At 65.0% G+C, this 25,067-nt stretch carries 28 protein-coding genes; 16 read left to right on the forward strand and 12 right to left on the reverse strand.

The features are described from left to right. Positions 1 to 103 precede the first annotated feature (103 nt). The 3 genes from ACNI3R_RS02515 (at position 104) to ACNI3R_RS02525 (ending at position 2,311) form a co-directional block, all read left to right on the forward strand. Entirely contained in the window at positions 104 to 1,615 is a 1,512-nt protein-coding gene (locus tag ACNI3R_RS02515) for a GGDEF domain-containing protein (protein ID WP_426179629.1), read from the forward strand. 205 nt (positions 1,616 to 1,820) lie between these two features. Further along, the gene (locus tag ACNI3R_RS02520) at positions 1,821 to 2,027 is read left to right on the forward strand and encodes a cold-shock protein (protein WP_296624091.1); all 207 of its coding nucleotides are present in this window, start codon (positions 1,821 to 1,823) and stop codon (positions 2,025 to 2,027) included. A 65-nt stretch (positions 2,028 to 2,092) separates the two neighbouring features. Then, positions 2,093 to 2,311, forward strand: a complete 219-nt coding sequence (locus ACNI3R_RS02525; RefSeq protein ID WP_296624090.1) for a hypothetical protein — start codon at positions 2,093 to 2,095, stop codon at positions 2,309 to 2,311. Between the two features lie 27 nt (positions 2,312 to 2,338). On the opposite strand, the gene ACNI3R_RS02530 is transcribed toward ACNI3R_RS02525, so the two are convergent. Continuing rightward, entirely contained in the window at positions 2,339 to 2,917 is a 579-nt protein-coding gene (locus ACNI3R_RS02530; RefSeq protein WP_426179632.1) for a TetR/AcrR family transcriptional regulator, read from the reverse strand. A 159-nt stretch (positions 2,918 to 3,076) separates the two neighbouring features. Here ACNI3R_RS02530 and ACNI3R_RS02535 point away from each other — a divergent pair, with 159 nt between their 5' ends. The 6 genes from ACNI3R_RS02535 to ACNI3R_RS02560 all read left to right on the forward strand — a co-directional run bounded on the left by ACNI3R_RS02535 (position 3,077) and on the right by ACNI3R_RS02560 (position 10,905). Next, positions 3,077 to 3,955 (forward strand): sugar phosphate isomerase/epimerase family protein, encoded by an 879-nt coding sequence (locus ACNI3R_RS02535; RefSeq protein WP_426179634.1) that lies wholly within the window; start codon positions 3,077 to 3,079, stop codon positions 3,953 to 3,955. Positions 3,956 to 4,062: 107 nt separating this feature from the next. Beyond that, a complete protein-coding gene (locus ACNI3R_RS02540) occupies positions 4,063 to 7,437 on the forward strand; it encodes a polysaccharide deacetylase family protein (protein WP_426179635.1) in 3,375 nt (1,124 codons plus the stop codon). A 239-nt stretch (positions 7,438 to 7,676) separates the two neighbouring features. After that, complete coding sequence (locus tag ACNI3R_RS02545) at positions 7,677 to 8,594, forward strand: bile acid:sodium symporter family protein (protein ID WP_426179637.1); 918 nt, start codon at positions 7,677 to 7,679, stop codon at positions 8,592 to 8,594. A 3-nt stretch (positions 8,595 to 8,597) separates the two neighbouring features. Then, entirely contained in the window at positions 8,598 to 8,984 is a 387-nt protein-coding gene (locus ACNI3R_RS02550) for a RidA family protein (RefSeq protein ID WP_426179638.1), read from the forward strand. 40 nt (positions 8,985 to 9,024) lie between these two features. Next, a complete protein-coding gene (locus ACNI3R_RS02555) occupies positions 9,025 to 10,185 on the forward strand; it encodes a pyridoxal phosphate-dependent aminotransferase (RefSeq protein WP_426179639.1) in 1,161 nt (386 codons plus the stop codon). Between the two features lie 192 nt (positions 10,186 to 10,377). Beyond that, entirely contained in the window at positions 10,378 to 10,905 is a 528-nt protein-coding gene (locus ACNI3R_RS02560) for a MarR family winged helix-turn-helix transcriptional regulator (RefSeq protein WP_426180252.1), read from the forward strand. Here the strand turns inward: ACNI3R_RS02560 and ACNI3R_RS02565 are convergent. The 5 genes from ACNI3R_RS02565 to ACNI3R_RS02585 form a co-directional block, all read right to left on the reverse strand. Beyond that, positions 10,891 to 11,223: a hypothetical protein gene (locus ACNI3R_RS02565; protein WP_426179641.1), complete on the reverse strand. Its 333-nt coding sequence runs from the start codon at positions 11,221 to 11,223 to the stop codon at positions 10,891 to 10,893. The two genes, ACNI3R_RS02560 and ACNI3R_RS02565, sit on opposite strands and share 15 nt — an antisense overlap. A 110-nt stretch (positions 11,224 to 11,333) precedes the next feature. Beyond that, complete coding sequence (locus ACNI3R_RS02570; RefSeq protein WP_247710551.1) at positions 11,334 to 11,609, reverse strand: HU family DNA-binding protein; 276 nt, start codon at positions 11,607 to 11,609, stop codon at positions 11,334 to 11,336. 198 nt (positions 11,610 to 11,807) lie between these two features. Continuing rightward, entirely contained in the window at positions 11,808 to 13,148 is a 1,341-nt protein-coding gene (locus ACNI3R_RS02575; protein ID WP_426179642.1) for a hemolysin family protein, read from the reverse strand. 37 nt (positions 13,149 to 13,185) lie between these two features. Next, complete coding sequence (locus tag ACNI3R_RS02580; protein ID WP_426179643.1) at positions 13,186 to 13,638, reverse strand: nucleoside deaminase; 453 nt, start codon at positions 13,636 to 13,638, stop codon at positions 13,186 to 13,188. A 163-nt stretch (positions 13,639 to 13,801) separates the two neighbouring features. Next, positions 13,802 to 14,116: a hypothetical protein gene (locus ACNI3R_RS02585; RefSeq protein WP_426179645.1), complete on the reverse strand. Its 315-nt coding sequence runs from the start codon at positions 14,114 to 14,116 to the stop codon at positions 13,802 to 13,804. A gap of 160 nt (positions 14,117 to 14,276) precedes the next feature. Here ACNI3R_RS02585 and rpmB point away from each other — a divergent pair, with 160 nt between their 5' ends. Then, positions 14,277 to 14,567 carry a 50S ribosomal protein L28 gene (gene rpmB, locus ACNI3R_RS02590; protein WP_165323937.1) on the forward strand — a complete coding sequence of 97 codons (291 nt, stop codon included), beginning with the start codon at positions 14,277 to 14,279 and terminating at the stop codon, positions 14,565 to 14,567. 95 nt (positions 14,568 to 14,662) lie between these two features. Here rpmB and ACNI3R_RS02595 read toward each other — a convergent pair whose 3' ends face one another. Continuing rightward, positions 14,663 to 15,610, reverse strand: coding sequence for an esterase-like activity of phytase family protein (locus tag ACNI3R_RS02595; RefSeq protein WP_426179647.1), 948 nt, complete (start codon positions 15,608 to 15,610; stop codon positions 14,663 to 14,665). Between the two features lie 205 nt (positions 15,611 to 15,815). Here ACNI3R_RS02595 and ACNI3R_RS02600 point away from each other — a divergent pair, with 205 nt between their 5' ends. Then, positions 15,816 to 16,208, forward strand: a complete 393-nt coding sequence (locus tag ACNI3R_RS02600; protein WP_426179649.1) for a glycine zipper 2TM domain-containing protein — start codon at positions 15,816 to 15,818, stop codon at positions 16,206 to 16,208. Positions 16,209 to 16,503: 295 nt separating this feature from the next. Here ACNI3R_RS02600 and cobT read toward each other — a convergent pair whose 3' ends face one another. From cobT to ACNI3R_RS02620, 4 genes are read right to left on the reverse strand one after another with little or no spacing between them, the layout of a single operon-like run. Then, positions 16,504 to 18,342, reverse strand: a complete 1,839-nt coding sequence (gene cobT, locus ACNI3R_RS02605; RefSeq protein ID WP_426179650.1) for a cobaltochelatase subunit CobT — start codon at positions 18,340 to 18,342, stop codon at positions 16,504 to 16,506. Then, positions 18,342 to 19,118, reverse strand: a complete 777-nt coding sequence (locus ACNI3R_RS02610) for a tyrosine-protein phosphatase (RefSeq protein WP_426179651.1) — start codon at positions 19,116 to 19,118, stop codon at positions 18,342 to 18,344. Before ACNI3R_RS02610 ends, cobT begins: the two co-directional genes overlap by 1 nt. Beyond that, a complete protein-coding gene (gene cobS / locus ACNI3R_RS02615; protein ID WP_426179652.1) occupies positions 19,115 to 20,119 on the reverse strand; it encodes a cobaltochelatase subunit CobS in 1,005 nt (334 codons plus the stop codon). The genes ACNI3R_RS02610 and cobS overlap by 4 nt, the downstream gene beginning before the upstream one ends. A gap of 29 nt (positions 20,120 to 20,148) precedes the next feature. Then, the gene (locus ACNI3R_RS02620) at positions 20,149 to 20,751 is read right to left on the reverse strand and encodes a J domain-containing protein (protein WP_426179654.1); all 603 of its coding nucleotides are present in this window, start codon (positions 20,749 to 20,751) and stop codon (positions 20,149 to 20,151) included. Positions 20,752 to 20,790: 39 nt separating this feature from the next. Here ACNI3R_RS02620 and ACNI3R_RS02625 point away from each other — a divergent pair, with 39 nt between their 5' ends. From ACNI3R_RS02625 to ACNI3R_RS02635, 3 genes are all read left to right on the forward strand, one after another. Beyond that, positions 20,791 to 21,075, forward strand: coding sequence for a BolA family protein (locus tag ACNI3R_RS02625; protein ID WP_426179656.1), 285 nt, complete (start codon positions 20,791 to 20,793; stop codon positions 21,073 to 21,075). An 85-nt stretch (positions 21,076 to 21,160) separates the two neighbouring features. After that, positions 21,161 to 21,343, forward strand: coding sequence for a DUF1328 domain-containing protein (locus tag ACNI3R_RS02630; RefSeq protein ID WP_426179657.1), 183 nt, complete (start codon positions 21,161 to 21,163; stop codon positions 21,341 to 21,343). A 65-nt stretch (positions 21,344 to 21,408) separates the two neighbouring features. Continuing rightward, positions 21,409 to 21,744: a hypothetical protein gene (locus ACNI3R_RS02635; protein WP_426179659.1), complete on the forward strand. Its 336-nt coding sequence runs from the start codon at positions 21,409 to 21,411 to the stop codon at positions 21,742 to 21,744. Between the two features lie 18 nt (positions 21,745 to 21,762). On the opposite strand, the gene ACNI3R_RS02640 is transcribed toward ACNI3R_RS02635, so the two are convergent. Further along, entirely contained in the window at positions 21,763 to 22,836 is a 1,074-nt protein-coding gene (locus tag ACNI3R_RS02640) for a DUF3667 domain-containing protein (protein ID WP_426179660.1), read from the reverse strand. 96 nt (positions 22,837 to 22,932) lie between these two features. Between ACNI3R_RS02640 and ACNI3R_RS02645 the strand changes: the two genes are divergently transcribed. Together ACNI3R_RS02645 and ACNI3R_RS02650 are read left to right on the forward strand one after the other, a co-directional pair. Then, positions 22,933 to 24,210, forward strand: coding sequence for a glutamate-5-semialdehyde dehydrogenase (locus ACNI3R_RS02645; protein ID WP_426179662.1), 1,278 nt, complete (start codon positions 22,933 to 22,935; stop codon positions 24,208 to 24,210). A gap of 191 nt (positions 24,211 to 24,401) precedes the next feature. Next, a complete protein-coding gene (locus ACNI3R_RS02650; RefSeq protein WP_426179664.1) occupies positions 24,402 to 25,067 on the forward strand; it encodes a DUF4136 domain-containing protein in 666 nt (221 codons plus the stop codon).

The raw sequence follows: 25,067 nt of genomic DNA on the forward strand, positions 1-25,067 counted from the left end.
CCAAGAAGCACCCATTAGACTTTCGGCTAAGCATAGCCCGCAGGACCTTGCATGGGAGGGCGCATCGGGACGACGCTCTTCACAATGGAGACCGGTCGTCCAGATGACCGCAAATGCAAACGTTAGCGGTAGAGAGGGTTTGAGGGTGGCAGCACGGGCGGAACGCACGAGCCGGAACCGGAAAGCGTCATATGTACCGCACGACGAGCATGAGGTGCCGTCGCAAGCCCGGGCCTCCATCCGCTACCGGAAATTGCAGCGGGACAGCCTCGCCGCCTGCGACGATTTCGAGCAGGTCGCCAATTTGGTGGTCGAAGCCGCACTGGACCTGATACCGGGCGTGGATGGTGCGGTCTATGAAAGGATCGATGGAGAGGACGTCGTCATCACCGCCTGCAGCGGAACCGTCGCCCGCTTCGCCGGGCAACGCATGCCGATCAGGGGCAGCCTGTCCGCCGGGATCAAGTTCAGCGGCAGGGCGTTCATCTGCGACAATCTCCAATATTCCTGCCCGGTGATCGCCGCTGCCTGTCGTCGCTTCGGCATTGCCTCCCTGATCCTCGTTCCGACGATCATCGGAGGGCAGGTCCAGGGCGTCCTGAAATTGGCGTCTCACCGGCCGTTCGCCTTTTCCAGCGATGACCTCGTAACGGGAGAGTTGCTGGCCTACCCCCTGTGCGTTGCGCTTCACGCCGATGATGCCCGACAGCAACGGGAAACCTCCGCCGTGCTCCACCGGAGGCTTCAGGCAATGTTCGAGCAGGCGGCGGTGGGTGTGGCCCATGTCCACCTTGATGGCCGACTGCTGCGTATCAACGACCGTTTCGCCGAAATCGTCGGCTGGCCTCGGCAGGATCTCGAGAAGCAAAGTTTCCAGACCATAACCCATGCGGACGATATAGCGGCGGATCTGGCGAACCTCGTTCGGCTTCGGCGGGGCGAGATTGACCGCTACGCGATGGAAAAGCGCTGTGTCGGCGCCGATGGATCGATCCGCTGGGCCCGCCTTACCGTCAATCTGATCGAGGCGGCGCAGCCAGAGGAGAATTTCTTCGTCGTCGTCCTCGAAGATATCGGCGTTCAACGGCGCGCACAGGAAGATGCCCGGATAGATCCGCTGACGCGGCTGCCCAACCGCGCTTTCGTCACCGAATATCTGCCGGGGATACTCGCCGCATCTACGGTCGCGTCACGGGGAATAGGTCTGGCATATGTCGATCTCGACGGGTTCAAGGCGGTGAACGATGCCCATGGCCATTTCGCCGGAGACGAATGCCTGATCGATGTGTCGCGGGCGCTGCGGTCGTCGATCGGCAGCCGCGGCCTGGCGGCCCGCATGTCCGGCGACGAATTCCTGCTTATTTTCCCCGACGTGCCCGAAGACGAGTTCGAGCGCTGCATCGTTGCCGCCAAAGCGGCGATCTCCGAGCTGGGAGACACGAAGGGCTGGTCGATCACGGCCAGTGTCGGTTCCGTTTTCTGCGGCGGCGCGGACAGGCTGGATGCGACGGCCATGATGCATCTCGCCGATGAGCGGATGTATGCGGCGAAGCGCGCGGACAAGGCAGCCCGCGACCATTGGGCGCCTTCGAGCGAGACCTCCGGCTGGTTTTGACAAGCGCCCGATCTGGCCCGTCATGACCGACCGGGGGCCGTGACTTCCTTTTTCCAGGCCGTTCGGCTATAGACGCGATGCTGACGTCGTATGCGACGGATAACGGGCCGCTTTGGCTCCCCTTTGTCCCTTTCAAGCCTCACGAAGCCGGGATGTGCCGCTGTTGGCGCATGCCCGTCATGCCTATGGGACAAGGAAACTCCCTATGATCACCGGTACCGTCAAATTCTTCAACGTCGACAAGGGCTATGGCTTCATCTCGCCGGAAGACGGCAGCAGCGATGCTTTCGTCCACATTTCGGCCGTCGAGCGCGCGGGCATGCGCACCCTCGATCGCGATCAGCGCATCTCCTACGAGCTGGAAACGAACAATCGCGGCAAGACGAGCGCGGTCAACCTCCAGGCGGCATGATGCAGGAAGCGGGCGTATTTCGATACGCCCGCCGTCTTCCCATCCCGCGACACAGAGGAACCGTCATGTCCAGAGCCGTGAACATTCAAGCCACGCCCGACCATATCGCGCAGAGTTGCGCCAAGGTCGGCGCCAGCATCACCGCCATCGAGGTGCTGACCTCGGGCGGCTCGCGCGTCGTGTTGAGCAACGCCGCCGGCTGCGCCGCGATCACCCGCCATTATGGCGCCAAGGTGATCACCGGACGGGTGGTGCGCCAGCCGCTGCGATCGCTGCACGGCTGAGAACGGGTCGCCCGGCCGCAGTCCGCGTTAGGGCTGCGGCAGGTGCCCTGATATGTGCAGCGCCAATATCTCGCGCTGCCGGTCGGCCGGCCACTGCTCGGGGTCATAAACGGCCTGGGTAGCGATTCCCGCCGCTGCGCTCAGCAGAGCCTGGGCGATGAGGAAGGATCGCTCGCTCTCGACGATCCTGCCGGTGGAAATGATCGCCCGATGGAACAGATCGACCGCCTCGCGGCTGCGTTGCCTTTGTTCGACCAGAAAAGCCTCGTCGGCGGTGGCGAGCCCCCAAAAGGCCAACCAGATACGCCAGCTGTCCATTCGCTCCTCGTCGAGCGGCAGGACACCCGACAGGATCTCGGGCAGAGGGCGACCCGCCACCGTCGCCTCGTCGACTCGCGAAGAGGTCCGCTCCATGCGCAGACGATAGGCCGACAACAGCAGGTCATGCTTGCTGCGGAAATAATGCGAGACGATCGAGGTGCTGCAGCCGGCAAGCGCGGCGATGTCGCGAACCTTGGTGCCTTCGAGACCGCATCGCGCGATCAGCGTCGCGGCAATCTCGGCTACCTGCCGCCGACGGGCTTCATGATCGACGATCTTCGGCATGCTCGCTCCGGACAGTTCTCGGCGGCGTTTATGGCGATGTTGATGCGGCGCAACAACTGCCTTCCCTTCGCATAAAGGCCAGCTTGGCGGCGGCCGCCCTAGCCTGTCCAAGGGGGCGATGCGAATCCCCGCAACAGGGGAAGGGGCGAGAGGATGCCGATGACCGACACCGCCAAAATCCTGCCGGCAGACCCGCTGATCGTGGCCACCTATTTTACATTGGCGGGCGACGTTCACCCGTTCGCAGCCAGCACCATAAGCCCCATTCCCTTTGCTATCCGCGCCGAAGCCGCCGGTCGCGCCGGCTATCGCGGCATCGGGCTGGGTGCGCAGGATGCGCTCCATCTGATGGAGACATTGGGGCCAAGGGAAATCCGCGCGATCGCGGAAGCCAACGGCCTGGACCTGATCGAGTTGGAGGTTCTGGTCGACTGGTATGCATCAGGCGACCGGCGGGCGGAATCGGATAGACTGCGCGCCGCTCTACTGAATGCCGCAGCAGAACTCGGCGCAGTGCATCTCAAGGTGGGTGGAGACCTCGCCAATGGCGACTGGCCGCTCGACGGCGTGATAGAGGATTTTGCCGGCCTGTGCGACGACGCAGCACGCGCCGGGACGGGCATCTGCATCGAGGTCTTTCCGGGCAGTTCGATCGCGGACCTCGAGACCGGCACGGCGATCGTGGGCGGTGCGGGCCGGCGGAACGGCGGACTGCTGCTCGACATCTGGCATATGGTCCGTGGCGGCATCGACTTCGCCGACATCGCGAAGATGGATCCGGCGCACATCCTGCATGTCGAGATCGACGATGCCGACGCGACCCAGCAAGGCTCGATCATCGACGACACGATCGACCGCAGGCGGTTGTGCGGCGAAGGGGAGCTTCCGCTCCCCGCCTTCCTCCAGGCGATTGCGGATACCGGCTATAGCCGCGCCTGGGGCGTCGAGATATTGTCGGTCGAGCAACGGGCCCGCACGCCCGACGAGGCGGCGCGGCGCTCGTTCGAGACAGCGCGGCGCTATTTCCCCCAGTCGTGACAGGCGGTCGCCGCGCGATAGATTAACGAAAAATAGCCAAGTCTGCTTTATACGACGTTCATCTTTGGCAGGCATAGCCATGCCCATCGCATTGGGTGGGTGGTGGCGTGCAGTCTCAGATTTTTCATGATCCGACCGGCAGGCGGGCGATCATCGTCCGCTGGTCTGTCCGCTTGGTGGCCGCCCTCTCCGCACTGGCGCTGCTGGTCCTCGGCGTCGCCCTGCTGACGTTCGAACGGCGTTCGGCGCCTGCCCTGCCGGGCTTCGACCGATCCCCTGCTCCCCTGGCTGCCGCTGCTATTCAGCCCACCCGCACAGACAGCGCTCCATGGCTTCCATCCCAGCCGGCCACCGGCGAGACCAGACGGCTGGAGCGTACCGGCTTCTACATGCCGTGGGACGCCGCCAGCCGCGAGTCGCTGACATCCCATGGGGGCGAACTGGATTTCATCGCGGCCGGTCTCGCGACCGTCCACGGCGCCGATCATCGCTGGCGCTATGAGAGCGATCCGCATCTGCGGCAGGTGCTGGGCAGCCAGTCGCGCCGCAAGCTGCTGCTGATGGTGCAGAATGTCAGCATCGAGACTGGATGGGACGGAAAGAACAGCGCGCGCCTCTTCGCCGATGCGAAGGCGAGCGTCGCGCTGATCGACCGGATCGAGAAAGCCGCGCTGGTCGAGCAGGCACGCGGCGTGCTTCTCGATTTCGAGAATCTTCCGCCATCCGCGCATGAGGCTTATCGCGCCTTTCTGGAGCGCGCGCGGAAGCGGCTTTCCGCGCGGGGGCTGCTGCTCACGATCGCCGCGCCAGTCGGTGACCCTGACTGGGCGCTTGCGCGCTATGCGCCGTCGGTCGATCGGCTGTTCCTGATGGCCTATGACGAGCATTGGCCCGAGGGCGAAGCCGGGCCGATCGCCTCGCAGGCCTGGTTTGTCGACGTTGTCGGGCGGGCCGTGGCCGAGGCGGGTCGCGACAAGGCAATCGTCGCCATCGGCAACTACGCCTATGATTGGGGCAAGGCGGTCGCCGAGCCCCTGACCGTTGCCCAGGCCTGGGAGCGCGCCGCAGCGGCCGGCACCATGCCGCGCTTCGATCGCACGACCGGAAACAGCCACGTCGCCTATACCAAGGACGGCGTCCCGCACCAGCTCTGGATATTGGACGCGCTGAGCGCCTGGAACGACCTGCAGACGACGCGGCACCTCGGTGCGAAAGGCATGGCACTTTGGCGCCTGGGCAGCGAAGATCCGGGTTTCTGGCAGGTCCTCGCCACGCCGGCGGGCGGCGTGCCGGAGATCGGCACGATGCCGAACCGCGACCATGTGCAGTTGCTCGGCAGCGGAGAGATATTGCGTCTCGCCCGACGCGCCGAGCCCGGCCGGCGCGACCTTTCGATCGGCGAGGACGGCCTGATCCGGGACGCCCGTTACACGGCCCTGCCCTCGCACAATGTCATCCAGCGCACGGGGCTGCAGCAGCACCGCGTCGCACTCACCTTCGATGACGGCCCCGATCCGCGCTGGACCCCGCAGATCCTCGACGTTCTCAAGCGGGAAGGCGTGCCCGCCACCTTCTTCGTGACCGGTGCGAACGCGCTCGGCGAGGCTGATCTGCTGCGCCGGATCGTCGATGAAGGCAGCGAGCTCGGCAACCATTCGACCACGCATCCCGACCTCGATCGCATGCCAGAGGCGGCGATCCGGCTGGAGATCAATACCACCCAACGGCTGGTCGAGAGCTATACCGGCCGATCGATGCGGCTGTTCCGCGCGCCCTATCTGGGGGACGCCGAGCCTAACACGGCCGCCGAACTGCGCGCCTCGACCGTCGCGGCGGAGATGGGCTATCTCTCGGTCGGCCTCAATGTCGACCCGCTCGACTGGACAACAACCACCGCCGACCGGATCGTACAGCGGACGGTCGACCAGGTCCTGTCGGGCAAGGGCGTCCGCGCGACCCAGATCGTGTTGCTGCACGATTCGGGCGGCGACCGCAGCGCGACGGTGGCGGCACTGCCCGGGATCATCGCGGAGCTGCGCGCGCGCGGCTACACGTTCGTCACCGTCTCGCGGCTGGCAGGGCTCGACCGCGACGCGGCGATGCCCCCGCTGGTGGGCGCGCATGGCGTCGCCGCCGACGGGGCGAGCGGACTTTTCGGTTTTCTTGCGCTGGCCGGCAAGACGCTCGGCATCCTCCTCATCGTGGCGATCGGCCTCGGCATCGCACGGGCGCTGCTCATGACGGTGCTGGCGCTGGTGCAGGCGCGCCGGCCCGGCCCGCCGGATGCCCAGCCCCATCTGGTCCCCGCCTTCGTCTCGGTCCTCATTCCCGCCTATAATGAGGATAAGGTGATCGAGGCATCGGTGCGTCGCGTCCTCGGCAGCCAGGGGCCGCGCATCGAAGTGATCGTCATCGACGACGGCTCGACCGATCGCACCGGCCGGATCGTCGCGGACGCCTTCGGCCTGGATCCGCGCGTGACGCTGTTGAGCCTGCCAAACGGCGGCAAGGCGCGCGCGCTCAACGAAGGCCTGCGGCTGGCGAAGGGCGAAGTCGTCATCGCGCTCGACGCCGACACGCAGTTCGAAGCCGATACGATCGCGCGGCTCACCCGCTGGTTCGCTGACCCGTCGATCGGCGCCGTCGCGGGCAATGCGAAGATCGGCAACCGGGTCAATCTCGTGACGCGCTGGCAGGCGCTCGAATATGTCACCGCGCAGAATCTGGAACGCCGCGCACTCGCCGCGCTTGGCGCGGTAACGGTGGTGCCCGGCGCCGTCGGTGCATGGCGTCGCGCCGCACTGGATGAGGTCGGCGGCTATCCGCACGACACGCTGGCCGAAGATCAGGACCTCACCATCGCCATCCGCCGGGCCGGTTGGAATGTCGCCTGCGATGCCGACGCGATCGCCTGGACCGAGGCACCCGACAGCTTCCGCGCCTTGTTCCGGCAGCGCTATCGCTGGGCCTTCGGGACGCTGCAATGCCTGTGGAAGCATCGCGGAATCTTTCTGACCGGGCGGCCGCGCGGGCTGGCGCTGGTCGGTCTGCCGCAGGCCTGGCTGTTCCAGATCGGGCTGGGACTTGTGTCTCCGCTGATCGATCTCGCCTTGATCGTCAGCATCGCCGACACGCTGTTCCGCACGGCCAATCATGGCTTCGCCATGATGGAGCAGGATCTGCGGACGATGTTCGCCTTCTGGCTCGCCTTCGCCGCCATCGATGCGTCCTGCGCTTGGGTCGCTTATCGGCTGGATGGGCGCGAGGGGAGGTTTCCGCTCCTTCGTCTGCTGGCGCAGCGCTTCGGCTATCGGCAATTGCTCTACGCCGTCGTGCTCAAGGCGGTGATGTCGGCGCTGCGTGGACCCCGCGTCGCCTGGGGCAAGCTCGATCGCAGCGGCGTGATCCAGATTCCGTTCGACGCCGGCCGGCCGAGGTTCGCGCGCGCCAGCGAGGCTCCTCTATTCGACAAGGCGGCCTGACCGGGCCTTCCACGCCCGCCGTGACGGGCCACGGAAACGCTTGCGATTTCGCGGTTGATAAAACCCTATTTCATGTGAATATGGCTATAAACTGTCGTTGCGGCGATGGTGGCGCGATCATCCTGCCCGGGAAAGGACACGCCATCTTGCCATAGCGGTCGACGGCGGCGACACCCCCCTGGATACGCAGACCGGTGTCGGTCCGCGCGACGGCGGAAGTTGATATTGGGGAACGTGCGTTGACGGACATCATGACGATCGCCGAGCAGTATCTTCTGCCGGGTGCGCTGTGGCTCGTGATGTTTTCGATGGGTGTCGGCCTCATGCCCCGCGACTTCACTCGCATCGTCGAGAACAGCCGAGCCTTTCTGGTCGGCGTCGGCAGCATGCTGCTGCTCGTTCCCCTGTTCGGCACAGCCCTTTCCGTGGGCTTCGCGCCAACCCCCGCGCTGATGATGGGCTTCATCCTGCTGGCGACCTGTCCCGGCGGGATATTGTCGAACCTGCTGACCGACCTTGCCCGCGGCAATGTCGCCTTGTCGGTGTCGATGAGCCTTTTCGTCAGCGTCGTCTATATCTTCACTTTGCCCTTCATCACCTATTTCGGCCTGGCGTTCGTGTTCGGGGCAGGCCAGTCGATCACCGTCCCGGTGGGAGAATCGATCAGCAAGATCCTGACGATCACCGTCTTTCCCGTCGCGACCGGGATGCTCTGCCGCAGGCTCCTCCCCGCCTTCGCGCTGCGCATCGAGCCGCTCGTCAAGACGCTGTCGACCAGCGTGCTCGTGGTCGTATTCGGCATGATCGTCGCGCAGCAATGGGAAACGCTCAAGCAATCCTTCGGCATCGTGCTCGCGATCGTCGTGGCGATGAACGTCTGCAATCTGGGCATCGCTTTCCTCGCCTGCCATCTGGCGCGGATCGGGCGGCGCGAGCGCATCGCGATCGCGATGGAGCATATCGTGCGTCAGGAGGCGACCGCGATCTTCGTCGCGGTGACCCTGCTCGGCCGCAACGACATGTCGCTGCCGATGATCATCAACACCTTCATCGGCATGGCGATCGGAATCCCCTTCGTCACCTGGCTGCGCACCCGTGCGGCACGGCTCGACGAGGCGGGTGTCACGACGGCTGCTGCCACCATCATCCGGAGCTGAGACATGGACCTCAAAAGACTGTCCTCGGGATCGCCCTTCGAGGAACTGGCTGCCTATTCGCGCGCGGTCGTCGACGACTTGTACATCCATGTGTCGGGGACCGTCGGCCCCGATCCGGAAACCGGCGTGATGCCCGAGGACCCCGCCGAGCAGGCGCGCAACATCCTGCGGCTGCTCGGCAAGGTGCTTGCAGAGCAAGGAGCCGACTTCCGCCATGTCGTTCGCAATCGCGTCTTTCTTACGGACGCATCCGACGTGATGGCGGTGGCAGCGGTCCTGCGCGACTATTTCGCCGACTGTCGGCCCGCCAATACGACACTCATCAACGGCATCCCCGCCCCCGGCGCGAAGGTCGAGATCGAGATCACCGCGCGCCGCCCGGCTGTCTGAGCGCGCCACCGCCCCAACGCATCCCCTGTCAGGACCAATGATGACCAAGCTTGCCACTCGCATCACCGGCACGTCGAAAAAGAGCTACGGCATGTATGAGCAGGCGCTCCGGATCGATGCCGACGATCTGATCCATCTCGAGCTTGGGCGCCCCGTCCACGACACGCCCGCCCCGATCAAGGATGCGGCTATCCAGGCCCTGCGCGACGGTCACGTCCATTATGGCGACATGATGGGTGAACGCGGGCTGCGTTCCGCCCTCTCGGTCAAGCTGCGCGACTTCAACGCGATCGACGCATCGCCCGATGAAATCCTGATCACCAACGGCCTGACCCAGGGCTCCTTCGCCGCCTTCATGGCGCTGGTGAATCCCGGCGACGAAGTGATCCTGCTCGATCCCTATTACCCGCAGCATGTCGGCAAGATCGAACTCGCGGGCGGCAGGATCGTCACCGTCCCGCTGGACGCCGCCAACGACTTCTCGATCCGGGCCGACTGGATCGAGGCCGCCATAACCGAGGCGACGCGAATGATCGTGATCGTCAACCCTGCCAATCCGACCGGGCGCGTCTATTCCCGTGGCGAACTCGAAGCTTTGGCCGAAGTCGCGATTCGCCACGACCTGCTCGTCGTTTCCGACGAGGTCTATGAGTACATCACCTTCGGCGCAGGCCACGTGAGCATCGCATCGCTGCCGGGCATGAAGGAGCGCACCGTGTCGCTGTTCGCCTTCACCAAAGCCTATGCGATGGACGGCTGGCGGCTCGGCTATGCAGTCGCCGCGCCCGAGATCATGGCGGGCCTCGTCAAGATCTCGACCAGTGCCGTCACCCATGTGAACAGCTTCATCCAGTTTGGCGCGCTCGCTGCGGTGACCGAAGGCTCCGCCGAGATGCAGGCGATGGTGGACGATGATCGTCGCAAGCGCGATCTGGTCGTCGGCCGGCTGAATCAGATGCCGAATGTGCGGTGCGCGGAGCCGCAGGGAACGATCTATGCCTTCCCCGACATCAGCGCGACCGGCCTTCCCGCGCAGGACCTGGCGGAGCGGCTGCTGCGAGAGGCCCATGTCGTCGTCGAAGCGGGCAGCTTCTACGGAAGGGTCGGCGAAGGTCATCTGCGTATCTGCTTCGGATCGGAACCCGAAAACAGGATCGCCGAAGCCATGGATCGCCTAGCCCGCTTCTTCAATGCGCTCTGACCGGATGGCCACCCATTGCGGAGATTACCAGCAGGCGGGTGGTTCCCGTTTCGACATGGCTGTGATTTTAGAAGGGTGACGAAGCGAGGCTCGACCTTTGGCTGATATACATATTCGGCCGAACGGTTAATCTTCGGTTGGGGGCAATAGCGGCAGCTTCGGCAGCTGGCGAACAGGAATCGGGTGGAGCGGATGGCATCGGCGGGCAATCAGGCAGTGAAGGCGGCGAAGAGCATATTGGGGGAGCCCGGAGATCGAAGCGTTTACGACCCGAGCAATCCCGGCTTCCGGCTGGAGAATTCGCCCTTCTATCTGATGGCGCATGCCGACTTCAAATATCATGAGGACATGGACAAGGTGCTGCATAAGCACGGCGTGTCCAAGCCGATCTACCGCGTGATGACGGTCCTGCGAGAGCGCCAGCCCGCCAGCATCGGCGCTATCGCCGAGGCGGCGCTGACCAAGCGCTCTACCGTCAGCCGGATCATCGATCGCATGGCCGAGCAGGGGCTGGTGTCGACCGAGCCCAATGCCGAAGACAATCGCATCACCGAGGTCCGTTTGACCGAGGAAGGACGGCAGCTTCTCGCCAAGCTCACCCCGATCGTCGGCCGACAGTTCGTGCGCGCGATGGAGGGGGTCAGCGATCGCGATCTGGGCGTGCTTCTGCGGACCCTGCAGAAGATCAGCGCCAATCTGTCGAAACTACCGATCGAGTAATCCGTCTTCCGGCCCTTCATGGGTCAGGCCGAGCCTGGCCGCGACGCTTTCCACCGGGGTGCCCGGTTTGACCAGCAGCCAGCGCTCGGGCGACCGCGCGTCGATCGCGACGACGCGGCCCTTGGGGCAGAGCTTGAGGCAGGGCGTCTCGATCACGCCGAAGTCGGCCTTCCGTCCCTTGCGGCGGTTGCCGAGCGCGCGCAGCGCCTTGGCCAGCGGCAAGCATTGGTCGGGGCCGAAGCCACCGCCGACACGCTTGCTGCATTTACGGCAGACGAGCGCAACGCCCGTCCAGTTCGACTGCACATGATCCGGCATGTTCGTTCCAACGTCCGAACGCGCGATCGGGCCCGTGCCTACCCGAATATGCCATAAAAAAGGGGCGACATCGCTGCCGCCCCCTCTCGTCCATGAAGTGCCGACGGCGATCAGCCGTTCAGCGCATCCTTGAGCGCCTTGGCGGCGGTGAAGGAGATCTTCTTGGAAGCAGCGATCGTCAGCGTCGCGCCCGTGGCCGGGTTGCGGCCCTCACGCGCGGGACGGTCGGTGACCTTGAACTTGCCGAAGCCCGGCAGCGAAACTTCTTCGCCCTTCTGGGCAGCGTCGGTGATGGCCTTGAGGGCCGCATCGAGGACGCGCTTGGCTGCGGCCTTGTCGATCCCCTGTTCGGCGGCGACAACGCCAGCGATGTCGGCAGTGTTCATGATCACTCCTGGTCTTGCTTGATGAAAAAATCCCTATGCGCCGGGGTCCGACGCAAGGCGCCTCTTGTGCGCGGCTCTTTCCTGTGGAGCAATTGGAAAGTCGCCCGAAATCAGGAAAAAAACGGACTGGGATCGTTTTTCGCAGCTTTTTTTCGACGAGACGCCCCAAGCACGCGCCACATCCCCGTTCAGCGAGGATCAATTTTGGTCGACGATCGCCGAAACCAGCAGCTTGTCGATGCGCCGGCCGTCCATGTCGACGATCTCGAAGCGCCATGTCTTATAGTCGAACGACTCGCCGGTGACGGGCAGATGCTTGAGGCGCCAGAGCGCCAGCCCGGCAACGGTAGCGAAGTCGCGGTCCTCCGGGAGCTCGAGCCCCAGCCTCTCCGCGAGCGTGTCGGCCGACGCGGTACCCGATACCAGCAGGCTGCCATCCTCGCGTTCGACGAAGGCCGGATCGGTGTCTTCATCCTTGTCCGACGCAAACTCGCCCGCAATCGCAGCCAGAAGATTGGCGGGCGCGACCAGACCTTCGAAATGGCCATATTCGTCGTAAACGAAGGCCATCGGCACTTCGGCCTCCCGCAGAGCCTTGAGCGCGTCCATCGCGTCGACATGGTCGGGGAGCACGATGCCCTTCTTGAGCATCGACCGGAGATCTATCGTGGCCCCTGCGAGCAGGGCCCGCACCAGGTCGCGCGCGTGGATCACGCCCAGCAGCTGGTCCACCGAGCCGTCGCCGACCGGCATGCGCGTATGCGGCAGTTCGGCGAGCTGCGCGCGGATCGCGTCGAGATCATCGTTGATGTCGATCCACTCGACCTCGGTCCGTGGGGTCATCACCTCGCGAACGGGCCGATCCGCCAGGCGGACGACGCCGGAAATGATCGCCCGCTCGCTCTCCTCGATCACGCCCGCAGAGGAGGCTTCGGCCACGATCAGGTGAAGCTCCTCGGCGGTCACATGACTTTCGGACTCGCGATTGAGGCCGAGTATCTTGAAGACGAGGCCGCTGGTCTTGTCGAGCAGCCACACGAACGGCGCGGTCAGCCGCGAGAGCCACAGCATCGGCACCGCGAGGAAAGCCGCGATCGGCTCCGGCGCACGCAACGCGAACTGCTTCGGCACCAGTTCGCCGACGATCAGCGACAGAAAGGTGGTGACGGCAATGACCAGCGCGAAGCCCGCCTCCGCGCTGCTCCGCTCGGGCACGCCCAGCATCGCCAGCCGTTCGCCCACCGGCCCGCCGAGGCTCGCCCCCGAATAGGCGCCCGCAAGAATGCCTATCAACGTAATGCCGATCTGTACGGTCGACAGGAATTTGCCCGGATCGGCGGCCAGCAGGATCGCCGTCCTGGCGCCTCTGCGTTCGGCCCGTGCCATCGCTTCGAGCCGCGCCTTGCGCGCGGAGACGATCGCAAGCTCGGACATGGCGAACACACCGTTGAGCGCGATCAACGCCACGATCACCACGAGGTCGAACCAGGGAAAAGGGGTCAGGGGGGCTGTGTGCGGCATGGCGCTTACCATGCTCATGACGTGTATTTCGGATTTTGCCAACCGGTGACGTCGCTTATCGCCGCGCGGCGAAGAAGTTTCGCAGCTGCAAGGCGGCCTCTGCCTCGCCCATTCCGCCATAGACTTCGGGCCGGTGCAGGCAGGTCGGCTGCTGGAAGAAGCGCGGTCCGTTGACCACGGCACCGCCCTTGGGGTCTTCGGCAGCGAAATAGAGCCTGCGAAGGCGTGCGTGCGAGATCGCTCCCGCGCACATCGCGCAGGGCTCGAGCGTCACATAGAGATCGCAATCGTCCAGCCTGTGAAGGTCAAGCACGCGACACGCTTCCCGAATGGCTTCCATCTCGGCATGCGCGGTCGGGTCGCGCCGGGCGGCCATGGCGTTGACGGAACTCGCCACGACCTCGCCGTCGCGCACCACGACGGCTGCGACGGGCACCTCGCCCGCCTGTGCCGCACGTGCAGCCAGGTCGAGTGCGAGACGCATCGCCGGGGGTAGCGGGAAAACCATGCTAGATCCTCTAGCCGATTCGACGGCCCGCGAAAGCCATCGCTGGCGATCCGCCCGATCGCGGCACCAACATAAAACAAAGCGCCGCCCCGATCCGGAGCGACGCTCATGTTCGATTCGACCCGACGACGCGATGTCCCCAGGTCGGCGACGCTCAGTCGGCTTAGTTGGCCTTCTGGACGTCGACGGTGGGAACCTTGATCTCTTCCTTGGTGGTGCCGACCTCGACCTTGGGGACGGTGATGTCGGTCGTCTTCGTGTCGACATCCACCTTGGCGGTGTCGACGTCGAAGGCCGGCGCCTGGCCGCCCTGAACCGCCACTTCCGGCAGCTTGGTCTCGCGCGTCTGATTGACGTCGATCAGACCGAAGGCGAAGGCGGCGACGATCCCGACGATGGCGACGACCGCGACGATCAGACCGACGCGCAGGCCATTGCCGCGGCTGGCCGGTTCGCGATATTCATTGGTGGTGTTCATGGCTTCCTCCTGCTCCCTGTTGGGCAGGGGATGTAACGAACATGTCGTTATGCGGTTGCATCGACAGCCTGCCATAGCTGTCAGGCGGGTTGACGAATCCCCTCGCGACCGCTATCCGCCGCGACTTTCCGGGCAACCCGAACATTCAGGACGAAGAACAATGTCGCGCATCTGCGAGCTGACCGGCAAGGGCCGCCAAGTGGGCAACAACGTTTCCCACGCCAACAACAAGACGAAGCGCACCTTTCTGCCGAATCTGCAGAATGTCACGCTGATCTCCGATTCGCTCGGCAAGGGCGTGAAGCTGCGGGTTTCGACCCATGGTCTTCGCTCGGTCGAGCATGTCGGCGGCCTCGACAACTGGCTGCTCAAGACCTCGGACGAGCAGCTTTCGCTGCGCGCCCGTCGCCTGAAGCGCGACGTCGCCAAGAAGCAGCAGGCTGCGGCCTGATTCGCTTCCGCTTCGGCGGATGGTGAAGGATTTCGACCGGGGCCTCGAAAGGGGCTCCGGTTTTTCCATGTCTGCGGCCCTTCGACCGCCTCGCTTCAGTCCAGCTGGAATTTGAGCAGCAGGGTGCGTTCGATCGGCACCTGATTGTCATCCGAAATCAGCCAGAGCATCGTCTGCCCACCCTCCCGCGTGGCCGTGATTCCTTCCATATTATCAATGTTGAGCGGCGGCGCGAACTCGCCCAGCGCTTCTCCGACCACTATGGCGCCCGGGGCGATCGCAGCGGGATCGACGATCGTCAGCGCCGCCGAGAAGCCGTCGAGAAGGCCGAATCGCCGGTTCAGGACAACGATCCGCCCGTCGGGCAGCAGCGCGGCGTCGCTCGGCACATAGCCCTTGGGCGGGCGGTAGCCGAACTGAAAGGGCCGATTTCGAGATTGAGTCGGGTCGCCGGGGAACATCAGTGCCGTCTTCACGCCCGGCGCGATCATCTTGCCCTCGGCAAAGATGACGAAGCGGCCGCCTTCGAGCCGGACAAGTGCCTCCGCTCCGGAGTTCCGCGCCCAGCTGGCCATGGCAGGCGGCCAGCCGGTCGACAGCACCGTCGACAGGTCGCCCGAATAGCGCATGACCGCATTGCGATATTCGAACCCGACCCACACATCGCCTTCCGGCCCGACCGTCATCGATTCGGCGTCACGGTCGCGCTTGTTGCCCGTCGGCCCGGGAAAGCCCGGCAGATCGCCGAAACGCGTCCGCACGATCTGCCCCCGCTCCATGGTAAAGCGCAGATATTGGCCCGTGTCCGCGATCGTCAGGAAATGGCGACCATCGCCGTGAAGCGCCGAATAGCCGCCAAAGTTGCGCTGGCGGCTGGTCAGGTGCCAACCGCCGACATAGCGCAGCCGCCCGAAGCGCCGTCTTTCCGGAGCGGAGGGATCGAGCGGGATCGCGGTTGCGACGACCGGTTCGGTCGACGATTCGGGAAAGCTGGCCGAACTGGGCAAGAGGCAGAAAAGCAGTGCGGCGTGCAGCTTTCTCATGCGCTCGCGGATAGCGGCTGAAGCGGCGATTCCCAAGGCAATTGCGCCCCGAGCTGCCTGCGGCGCTGCGCGAAACATGAACGCCCGCCAACAGCCGCGTTCAGCCTCGGCTCACGCGAATCATGGGAAAAGGGTCTCATCGATCGACCGCACCGGTCCGCAAGGGTCTCATCCCACGGGACCGATGGTCGAGAAGGAGGTTTTTATGTTGCGCAAGATTATCGCGGCCGTTGCCGCCACCACTGCAGTTTTCGCCGCGACCGTCCCGATGGCGGCGCAGGCCCAATATTATGGCGGCCGCTATGAGCAGGTTCGCGACTGGCGCGGTGATCGCGGCTATTATGGCGACCGCAGTTATCGCCGGGACGGCTATTATAGGGACCGCGGCTACAGTCGCGACCGTGGCTATTATCGTGGTGACCGTGGTCGCTGCCGCGACAAGGGCACTGGTGGCACGATCATCGGCGCCATCGCCGGCGGTCTTCTGGGACACGAGATCGGCAATGGCCGCTATGACCGCGGCGACGGCACGACCGGTGCCATCCTCGGCGCGGGCGTAGGCGCCCTGGCCGGCCGCGCTATCGACCGCAACTGCTGAGGATAGGCACGGGTTCGGCGCAGGCCGCCGGACCCGGCCCATCCCCCTGACAAGTTCCCCGCGTGGCGTTGTGGGGAGGAGGGTCGTCGTCTCGCTGGAGGAGGCGGCGGCCCTCCACTTGTATGCGCTGCGCCTTCAATATGGCGGCAGCTGTCACCTGGAGATCGGCCCCGGAGCCTGCCAAGGCTCCGCAAGCGCGAACGCGCGCCCGAGCTTATGCGAGGCCAAAACTCATACAAGGAGAACCAAGCCGCACGAAGGTGCGGCGCCCGGCGCCTGAGGGCTCAAACTGCGATCAACGCGGCTCCAGGTCGAACAGCGCCGCCAGCTGCTCGACCATCGTCCCGCCGAGCTGTTCGACGTCCATGATCGTCACCGCCCGCTGGTAATAGCGGGTCACGTCATGGCCGATGCCGATCGCGATCAGCTCGACCGGGGACTTGTTCTCGATCCAGCCGATCATCTGGCGCAGATGCCGCTCGAGATAGGAGCCGTTGTTGACCGACAGCGTCGAGTCGTCGACCGGCGCACCGTCCGAGATCACCATCAGGATCTTGCGCTCCTCGCGCCGACCGATGATCCGGTTATGCGCCCATTGCAGCGCCTCGCCGTCGATATTCTCCTTGAGAAGTCCCTCGCGCATCATCAGGCCGAGCGACTTGCGCGCGCGGCGCCAGGGCTCGTCGGCCTTCTTGTAAACGATGTGGCGCAGATCGTTGAGACGGCCCGGTGCCGGCGGGCGTCCTGCCGCCAGCCAGGATTCGCGCGACTGCCCGCCCTTCCAGGCGCGCGTCGTGAAACCGAGGATCTCGGTCTTGACCGCGCAGCGCTCAAGCGTGCGGGCGAGGATGTCGGCGCAGATCGCGGCGATCGAGATCGGCCGCCCGCGCATAGATCCACTATTGTCGATCAACAGGGTGACGATCGTGTCGCGGAAATCGGTGTCGCGTTCGATCTTGTAGCTCAACGAATGGGTCGGGTTGACGACGACGCGGGCCAGGCGCGCTGCATCGAGCAGCCCCTCTTCCTGGTCGAAGTCCCAGCTGCGGTTCTGCTGGGCCATCAGGCGCCGCTGGAGCCGGTTGGCGAGCTTGGTCACCGCACCCTGCAGATGAACGAGCTGCTGGTCGAGATAAGCCCGCAGGCGGGTCAGCTCCTCCTCGTCACACAATTCGGTGGCGGCGATCTCCTCGTCGAAGCGGGTCGTATAGGCGTGATAGTCGAAGCTCGGCGGCAGATCCGACAGCGGGCGGTTCGGCCGGACGGGCATCATCCCTTCCTCACCGTCGTCGCCGACCTCTCCCTCCATATCGGTGGGCGCGTCGTCGTCCATCTGACGCTGTTCGCCCTCCTCGTCGCCGCCCTGCGACTGTTCGCTGCGGGTCTCGACCTGCGAGTCGCTCGACCCGCCCGAGTCGTCGCCTTCGTCCTGCTGCTCCTCGCCCTCGCTCTGCTCGTCCTGGCTGTCGTCCTCACCCTGATCGGGATCGGTCTCGGGGACGTCGCTTGCGTCGATCAGCTCGAGATCCTCGAGCAGGCGACTGACGAGCTTCGCGAAGGCGGCCTGGTCGTCAAAGGCGAGTTCGAGCGCGTCGAGATCCTTGCCTGCCTTGCTCTCGATCCATTCGCGCACCAGGCCCAGTCCGGGCTGGGCCATGGCCGGCACAGGCTGACCGGTCAGGCGCTCGCGCACCAAGAGGCCGATCGCAGTCGACAGGGGGACCTCGTCTCGCGTGCGAGCCCGCACCAACGGGTCCGAGCGCAGACGAACATCGAGGGCGTGATTCAGATTGTCGCGGACGCCCGCCATGGCGCGCGAGCCGATCGCCTCGATCCGCGCCTGCTCGACCGCATCGTGGACCGCGCGCGCAACCGGCTCTCCCGGCGCGATGCGCTCGTGCAGCGCCTGGTCGTGGTGGCGCATCTTCAGCGCGAAACCGTCGGCAAAGCCGCGCGCCTCGGCGACCGCCTGGGCGGGCAGATTGCGCGACGGCATCGGCACACGGATCTGCTTGTAGCTGGCCGACGGGGTTTCGGCGGTGAAGCTGAGCTCGATCTCCGGCTCATGCGCCATGGCGCGGGCGGTACCGCCCAGGACCTGACGAAAGCTCTCGATGGGCGATTGTTCGGCCATCAGTCCAGCACCCCTTCCCGGATCATGCCCTGCGCCCGATCGTCGACGCCGATCGCGGCCAGATAGGCATCTAAGCCGCCATGATCGCGATCGAGGCTGTCATACATCGCCTCGAGATAGTCGGCATCCGCCGCGAGCAGCGGACGCAACACCTGCGGATCGACCGAGCCATATTGCTCATAGCCGCCGCGCGACGCGTCGAACAGCCGACTGAAATCGGCAAAGCGGTTGGTCAGCAGATAATCGTCGAACACCGTCTCGCGCGGCACGCCCAGCATCGACAGGATCAGCGCCGCAGCGACCCCGGTGCGGTCCTTGCCCGCCGAGCAGTTGAACAGCAGCGGCACATGGCCCTCCGCCAGCCGCGCGAACAGGAAGCGGTAGGAGGGCGCATGATCGACCAGCAGCTCGGTATAGAGGTGCAGCATCTTGGCGCGGACCGCCGCCGCGTTGGGCAGCGCACCGCGCAGAAGCTCGCCGAGCACGCCGCTGCTCTCGGCATAGTCGCGCGACCAGTAATGAACGCCCGCCCGCTCGCACCAGCTCGACGGGTGGCGTTTCCGCTCACCACCCCGCCGCAGGTCGCAGACCGTCGCGATGCCGAGCGACGCCAGATGGCGCTCGTCGGCCTCGCTCAGATAGGACATTACCCCCGAACGGTAGAGCAGCCCGCGCCGGACGGTACGTCCGTCGACGGTCGCATAGCCCCCCATGTCGCGCAGGTTGAACCCGCCTTCGAGCGGCAGCAGCGGCGAGAGATCGAGCGTGGCCGTCATGCCTTGCCGACGACGCTCTCCGGCAGATCCTTACCGAACACCCGCTGATAATATTCGGCGACCAGCGGTCGCTCGCTCTCGTCGCATTTGTTGAGGAAGGACAGGCGGAAAGCGAAGCCGACATCGTTGAAGATGAGCGTGTTCTGCGCCCAGCTGATCACGGTGCGCGGGCTCATCACGGTCGAGATATCGCCGGCCATGAAGCCCTGGCGGGTCATGTCGGCAACCTTGACCATGTCCTCGACGGTCTTCTTGCCGTCGGGCTTGTCATACTCGCCCGACTTGGCGAGCACGATCTGCGCCTCGGTCGCAGCCGGCAGATAGTTGAGCGTCACGACGATGTTCCAGCGGTCCATCTGGCCCTGGTTGATCTGCTGGGTGCCATGATAGAGGCCGGTGGTGTCGCCGAGCCCGACCGTGTTCGCGGTTGCGAACAGACGGAACCAGGGATTGGGCCGGATCACCCTGTTCTGGTCGAGCAGCGTCAGCTTGCCCTCGGTCTCCAGAACGCGCTGGATCACGAACATCACGTCCGGGCGGCCGGCATCATATTCGTCGAACACCAAGGCGGTCGGCGTCTGCAGCGCCCAGGGCAGAAGGCCTTCGCGGAACTCGGTCACCTGATGCCCGTCGCGGAGCACGATCGCGTCGCGGCCGACAAGGTCGATGCGGCTGATATGCGCGTCGAGATTGATGCGGATGCAGGGCCATTTCAGCCGCGCCGCGACCTGCTCGATATGGCTCGACTTGCCGGTGCCATGATAGCCCTGAACCATCACGCGGCGGTTGTGCGCGAAGCCGGCCAGGATCGCCAGCGTCGTGTCCGGGTCGAACACATAGGCCGGATCGACATCGGGCACGCGCTCGTCGGCCTCGGAGAAGGCGGGCACCTCCATGTCGATATCGATGCCGAACATCTCGCGCACCTTCACCATCCGGTCGGGCGCTTCCAGCACCGTCGCGGTGCGGCTGTCGGGCAGGACGTTGGGCAGATCGGTCATAGCTGTGCCTTTGGGATCGTCTTTGCTGCTTAAGCGAAGGCCGGGCGGCCTTTGAGTTGCGTATAAGCCGAAATCACATCCTGCAAAGCCTTCTCATGACTCCGGTCCCCGCCATTTCTGTCAGGGTGATAGCGCCTGACGAGTTCGGCGTAACGTGTCCGAAGGGCCCTTCGATCCGCATCCTTGCCGAGCCCCAGTATCTTCATCGCCTTGCGGTCGGAGTCGGACAGAGGCCGGCCATCCTTGCGCTCCTTGTCCGCCGCGCGGGCGAATCGGGCGCCGATCGCGTCGAGCGGATCGACGAAGTCCGCCCAGCGCGGCGACGAGCCGGCTCCGGGTGAAAAAGAGCGCGTTTCACGGTCCCAGCCGCCATAGGAGGTCTGCTCCGCCTCGATCTCATCGGTGCTCATGCCGGTGAAGAAATTATAGCCGCTGTTGAAGGCGCGGACATGGTCCAGGCACAGGAAATGCCAGTCCCCCGGCCCGTCAAAACCTGGCCGCCGTCCACCCGGCACCGGCGCGCGAAACTCGCCCGGCGCCTCGCATCCCGGCTGGGCGCATATCTGCCGGCTCCCTTCGACCCGTCCATGAAACCGCGCGCGCGCATTGCGGGCGGAAGATTGTTCGCTCAAGTCTCGCCTCGTTCGATCCAAACCCCCTATATAGGCAATATGAGCCAGACTCCCATGGGCCCCGTGGCCACAGAAATAACCGCCCGCCTCACCGAGGCGCTTTCCCCAACCCGGCTGGCCGTGATCGACGACAGCGAGAAGCATCGCGGCCATGCCGGACATGATGGTTCCGGCGAAAGCCACTTCACCGTCGACATCGAAAGTCCGCTCTTTGCGGGCCAGAATCGCGTCGCTCGTCAGCGCGCCGTCAACGCAGCGCTGGCGGACCTGCTGCGCGAGAAGGTCCATGCGCTCGCGATCAGGGCCCGCGCGCCGGGCGAATAGTGCTGTCCCGCAGACCTGATTTCACCGCAGGAACTTTCCCCGCCCTTGCTCCGTTTCCCATCCAACTCGGAAGCGGAGACATATCATGCTGAAATGGGCGCTAATCTTCCTCGTCGTCGGGCTGGTGCTCGGCGCCATGGGCTTCGGCGGCATCGGTGGCGCCTTCGTCGGCCTCGCCAAGATTCTGTTCTTCGTCGCGATCGCGCTGTTCGTGATCTTCGCGCTGCTGGCGCTGTTCGCCGGCAAGAAGATCAGCGACAGTCTCTAGGCGGCCATGCGGGGCCGCCGCTCTCCCCGCTGTGCGAGGGCGGCGGCCTGCGCTATGACATTCCCATGAAGAACGTCATGCTCGCGGCCGTAGCCGCCCTTTTCCTTTCGCCCATGGCCGCACAGGCAGCACTCAACGGCTTCAGCGACCAATTGAAGAAACTGTCCCCGTTGCAGCAGCGCGCGACCCTGCGCCGCGCCGTGCTGGACGAAGGCCAATATTGCCGGAAGATCGGTCCGGTTGCCTATCAGGGCGCTTACAAGAATCTCGAAATGTGGACGGTCCAGTGTGACCGTGGCGCCAATTATGCCACCTTCATCGGCCTCGACGGGTCGGTCCAGGTGCGCCCCTGCGCCGATCTTGCCAAGCTCAAGCTGCCGGTTTGCCGCCTGCCCAAATAAACCGAGGCTTGTCGTCCATCAGGCGCCCATGGCCAGCAGCATGACAACGAAGATCAGTGCCGCTGTGTAGGCAGAGAAGATCAGCGCGACCATCCGCCAGAAGGCACCGAAGCCGCTGAGCCCATAGGCACCTTTCAACTGTCGGTACATGTGCCAGGGCGGAAACAGCAGCATGATTATGCCGCCCATCGTCATGCCGACGCCAATGGTCCCGAGCAGGCTTAGGCCGATCACCATCAGCGTCATTGCGGACAGCGAATAGGTCGCGAACACCGCATGATCATAAAGGCCCACATCGCGGCGGAAAGCGAACAACAGCCAGATGAAAGGCAACGAAATGGGGATCAGCGCCCAGGAGAATTTATAGGCGCTCGACTGCATCTTGTAGGCGGTGAGTTCCGGATTGCGGGTCAGATGCTCGAGCGCCAGGTCGATCGCCGGAACCCCGGTGTCGATGTTCAGATTCAATTTCTCGACGTCGCGCAGCTTCGGAGGACGAATCTGTCCTGTGGTGACGAGCCGTAATGCGGCCTGCTCCGACCGGAGGTCGCCCAGTTGCTCATTCAGGTCCGGAGTCTTTTCGCCACGCGCGATCCGCGCCTGCTTCTCGGCCGTCAGAGTCGCGATCCGCTTTTCGACGCGCGCCAGCTCGTTCGCGGCCTCGGTGCGCGCTTCGGCGAGCTTCACGGGATCGCCATTGACCCGCATCGATCCGAACGGCCCTCCGACGAGCCCGAACACCGCGACCATCAGGAAAACGGAAAAGAGGAACAGAGCCATTGGCGAGACGAAATTGACCCGTTCGCCACGGACGTAGCGGCGGGTCAGCTCGCCGGGCCGCCAGAACAGCAGGGGCAAGGTGTGCCAGGTGCGCCCCTCGAAATGGAACACGCCATGCGCAATGTCGTGGAACAGCGCCCCGGCCGTGCGATGGACATGCCCCGACTGACCGCATTGATGGCAATGCGCGCCGACCAGCGCGGTACCACAGTTCAGGCAAGTGCCATGATGACCATCTTCGGCGCCATGGCCGACTTTGGCTGCGCCATCGATCGTCCGCGCAGCGACCGTCCCCGTGGCCAGATCGGCCATTGCCTCAAATTCCCCCGACATGGTTGAAAGTTAGCATTGCACTGACCCAAGTGCGAGGGACTTTGGGCGCATCCCCGCTTGTGCTACGGCGCCGCCATGACCGAGCTGACCTCCCTTTCCGCCACCGATCCCGTCGCGCTGATCACCTCGATGGGCCATGACGCACGCCAAGCTGCAATCGCACTGGCGGCTGCGCCGACGGGGCAGAAGGCCCAGGCGCTGATCGAAGCGGCCGCCGCCATGCGCCGATCGGCTGCAGACATATTGGCCGCCAATGCGGGTGACGTGGTGCGCGCCCGCGCCAATGGGCTGACGGCTGCAATGGTCGACCGGTTGTCGCTCGACGAAGCCCGGCTAGAAGGGATCGCCGCCGCGCTGGAAGCCGTGGCCGTGCTGCCCGATCCGGTCGGACAGATGATCGACGAGAGCCGCCGCCCGAACGGCATGCTGCTCCAGCGCGTGCGGGTGCCGCTGGGGGTCATCGGCATCATCTATGAAAGCCGGCCGAACGTCACCGCCGACGCGGGAGCGCTCAGCCTGATGTCGGGCAATGCCTGCATCTTGCGCGGCGGATCGGAGGCGACCGCCACCAACCGCGCGCTCCACGCCGCGATGCTGGAGGGCCTGCGCGCAGCGGGGTTGCCCGAGGCCGCGATCCAGCTGGTCCCCGTCACCGATCGTGCGGCGGTCGGCGCGATGCTGAAGGCACAGGGCCTGATCGACATCATCGTGCCCCGCGGCGGCAAGAGCCTCGTGGCGCGCGTGCAGGAGGAAGCCCGGGTGCCCGTGCTGGCGCATCTCGACGGCATCGTTCATCTCTACATCGACGGCGCGGCCGACCCCGCCAAGGCCCTGCCGCTTGCGGTCAACGCGAAGATGCGCCGGACGGGCATTTGCGGCGCGACCGAGACGATCCTGATCGACCGGGCCTATGGCGAGGCGTCAGCGATTGTCGGCGCCCTGCTGGACGCGGGTTGCGAGGTGCGCGGCGACGCGACGATCGCCGCGCTCGATCCGCGCGTTGCCCCCGCCAACGACGAAGACTGGGACACGGAGTATCTCGATGCGATCATCTCGGTCGCTGCGGTCGACGGGATCGACGGTGCACTGGCCCACATCGCCCGCCACAGTTCACGCCACACCGATGCGATCGTGACCGAGGATCAGGCGACCGCCGACCGCTTCATCGCGAGTGTCGACAGCGCGATCGTGATGCACAACGCCTCGACCCAGTTCGCCGATGGCGGCGAATTCGGGCTGGGTGCGGAGATCGGCATCTCGACCGGCCGCCTGCATGCGCGCGGCCCGGTCGCCCTCGAGGGGCTCACCACCTACAAGTGGGTCGTGCGGGGTAGCGGGCAGCTTCGTCCGTGACCTGCCAGTGGTGACCTGCACGACGCAACGCGCCCATTTTGAGTCCGTTTTTCCCGGCTCGTTTCTGCCGCAGACAACGTAAGTTGTGCGGCAACGTTCAACAAAGGTTCACCCACGACTTGCGATAACCAATGGCGGAGCTAGGTTGAAGTTGTTCGCAGGACCGCTTCTTAAAACACAAGGCCTTACCCATGCCGATGATCCGCAAGATATTCGCCGCCGCCGCGCCCCTCGCGCTGCTGGCTGCTGCTGCCTGCACCCCCTCGTTCAAGGCCAATGTGTCGCGCTTCCAGGCGCTGCCTGTGCCCGAGGGGCAGACGTTCAGCGTCGTCGCAGCCGATCCGCGCAACGAAGGCGGGCTCGAATTTGCCCAATATGCCAATCTCGTCACCCAGCGCCTGGCCTCCTACGGCTACCGGCCGGTCGAGGGCGGCGCGAAGCCCGAGTTGATCGTGAAGTTCGACTATGGCGTCGACAATGGCGTTCAGAAGACGGTCACCCGCCCCTCAGCCCGTGGTGGCTTCGGCGCCTGGGGTGGCGGTCCCTGGGGCGGCTTCGGCCCCTATGGCCGGCGCTGGGGTTATGGATCGGCCTTTTATTATGGCTGGGACCCTTTCTGGTACGATCCCTGGTATCCGGAAATCGACACCTACACGGTCTTCACCAGCCGTGCCGACATGATCATCGAGCGTGCATCCGACGGCAAGCGCCTGTTCGAAGGCAAGGCCAAGGCACGCTCGGTCGAAGACTCGCTGACCAAGCTGGTGCCCAACCTGATCGAGGCGATGTTCACCAACTTCCCCGGCCAGTCGGGCGAGGAAGTGCGAATCACGGTCGCTCCGGAAAAGAAGAAATAG

This window comes from Rhizorhabdus antheiae, assembly GCF_049889055.1.
Taxonomy (GTDB): Bacteria; Pseudomonadota; Alphaproteobacteria; order Sphingomonadales; family Sphingomonadaceae; genus Rhizorhabdus.